The organism is Nguyenibacter vanlangensis (assembly GCF_013376155.1).
Classification (GTDB): Bacteria; Pseudomonadota; Alphaproteobacteria; order Acetobacterales; family Acetobacteraceae; genus Gluconacetobacter; species Gluconacetobacter vanlangensis.
The window spans coordinates 1-2,280 of sequence record NZ_JABXXP010000468.1; the positions used below are offsets into that span (position 1 = coordinate 1).

General features: G+C 69.9%; 2 protein-coding genes. One reads left to right on the plus strand and one right to left on the minus strand.

Annotated elements, in window-relative coordinates; translation table 11 throughout:
- The coding region (gene cysS / locus HUK84_RS15365; RefSeq protein ID WP_176641063.1) for a cysteine--tRNA ligase at nt 1-1,124 on the minus strand (1,124 nt) is incomplete at its 3' end.
- 125 nt (nt 1,125-1,249) lie between these two features.
- On the opposite strand from cysS, the gene HUK84_RS15370 reads away from it, so the two are divergent.
- Nucleotides 1,250-2,280 (plus strand): MATE family efflux transporter (locus HUK84_RS15370; protein ID WP_246285715.1); only part of this gene is annotated, 1,031 nt, incomplete at its 3' end.

Genomic DNA, 2,280 nt, shown 5'->3' on the forward strand with positions numbered 1-2,280 from the left:
GACTGGTCGCCCGCCAGGGCGCGGTCGGCCAGCGCATGCATTTCGGCCAGTGCGCGCGGCGTGTTCAGGTCGTCGCACAGCGCGGCCAGGACGGCGGCCGGGGGCGGGGCGTCGTCATCTTCGGGCGGCAGGTCGCCGATGGCGCGATAGAACCGGTTCAGGGTCTGTTTCGCGTCGTCGAGCCCGCCTTGGGTGAAGTTCAGCACCGAGCGGTACTGGGCATGCAGCAGCAGCAGCCGCAGCGCCTCGGCCGGGCTGTGGGCCAGCACGTCGCGGACGGTCAGGAAATTGCCCAGGGATTTGGACATTTTCTCGCCATCCACCAGCAGCATCGCATTATGCACCCAGTGGTTGGCGAAGCGCCCGTGGGGAAAGCAGCACCGGCTCTGCGCCAGTTCGTTCTCGTGATGCGGGAACAGCAGGTCGCTGCCGCCGCCATGGATGTCGAAGCTTTCGCCCAGATAGCGGTGCGACATGGCCGAGCATTCGATGTGCCAGCCGGGCCGTCCGCGGCCCCAGGGGCTTTCCCAGCCCGGCAGGTCGGGTTCGGAGGGTTTCCACAGCACGAAATCGCCCGGGTCGCGCTTGTAGGGCGCGATCTCGACGCGGGCGCCGGCCTGCAGGTCCTCGGGCGAGCGGCCGGACAGCGTGCCATAGGCCGGATCGCTGGCGACGGAGAACAGCACATGGCCCTGGGCTGCATAGGCGTGGCCGCTTTCGATCAGTCGGCCGATCATCGTCACCATCTCGCCGATATGGTGGGTCGCGCGCGGCTCGATATCCGGCGGCAGGACGGCGACCGCCGCCAGGTCCTGATGGAAATCGCGGATCGTGCGGGCGGTCAGGCTGTCGATCGTCTCGCCGTTCTCACGCGCGCGGGCGTTGATCTTGTCCTCGACGTCGGTGATGTTGCGCACATAGGTCACGCGCGGATACAGCACCCGCAGCAGCCGCACCAGGAGGTCGGCCGTCACCATGGCGCGCAGATTGCCGATATGCGCCAGGTCGTAGACCGTCGGGCCGCAATAATAGATCCGCACGTTCCCCGGATCGAGGGGCGCGAAGGGCACCGTCTTGCGGCTTCGGCTGTCGTGCAGGGACAGTTGCGGCATGGAATCAGACATGATGGGGCCTAGATGCGACAGGCGCGGTGCGGACGCAACACCCTTGTGCGCGCCCTGTCCACGCGGGCGCCGCCGCCCTGCGGCGACGTCTGGCCTTTCGGGGGATGATCTGCTCTGGATGGGGCATGTCGCGACCCGTTCCCATATCTTCCGGCGCGCCGGCGCCCGAATTGCCGTCCTTGCTGCGCATCGCCGGCCCGATCGCCCTGGCGCAGATTTCCCAGATGGTGATGGGCGTCACCGACAGCATCCTGCTGAGCGGGCTGGGGGCCGATGCGCTGGCGATCGGCGGCCTGTCCACCACCCTGTTCTTCACCGTGATGGCGGTGCTGCAATCCATGCTGGGGGCGGGGGGCGTGCTGATCGCCCAGGCGCGCGGCCGGGGTGAGCCGGCCAGGATCGCGCCCATCCATGCCATGCTGCTGGTCCTGGCGCTGTTGCTGTGCGCGCCCTGCCTGCTGCTGCTGTCGCAGGTCGGGCCGCTGCTGCGCCTGATGCACCAGCCGGCCGCCTTCGCCGGGCCGGTCAGCGGTTTCGTGTATATATTGCTGTGGGGGGCGCCGCCCGCGCTGATCGGCACCGGGGTGGTCGATGTCGTGCTGCCGGCGCTGGATGCGCAGGCGCTGCTGCTGCGGGTGATGCCGGTGGTTGCGCTGGTCAACGGCGTCCTGAACGCCGCGCTGATCCACGGGCTGTTCGGCCTGCCGCGCCTGGGGCTGGCGGGGTCGGCGCTGGCCACCGCCATCACAATGTGGGGCACCGCCGCCACCCTGCTGCTGATGGTCCATGGGCGGCCGCATCTGCGCGGGCTGCTGTGGCCGGCGCGGCTGCGCCGGGCGGACATGGGACTGCTGCTGCGGCTGGGCCTGCCGATCATGGCCGGGGCCGGGGCCGAGATCATGCTGTTCGAGGTAGTCAGCCTGGAGGCCGCGTCGCTGGGCATCCACGCCCTGGCGGCGCACCAGATCGTGCTGAGCCTGGGGTCGATCACCTATATGGTCGCGATGGCGCTGGGGCAGGCCGCCAATGTGCGGGTGGCATTCTGGACGGGGGCCGCGCAGCCAGCGCGGGCCCGGCATGCCGCGCGGGTGGCGGTGGGCACCGCCATCCTGGGCATGGGCGCCTTCGGCGGCCTGATCTGGCTGTCGCGAGCGCG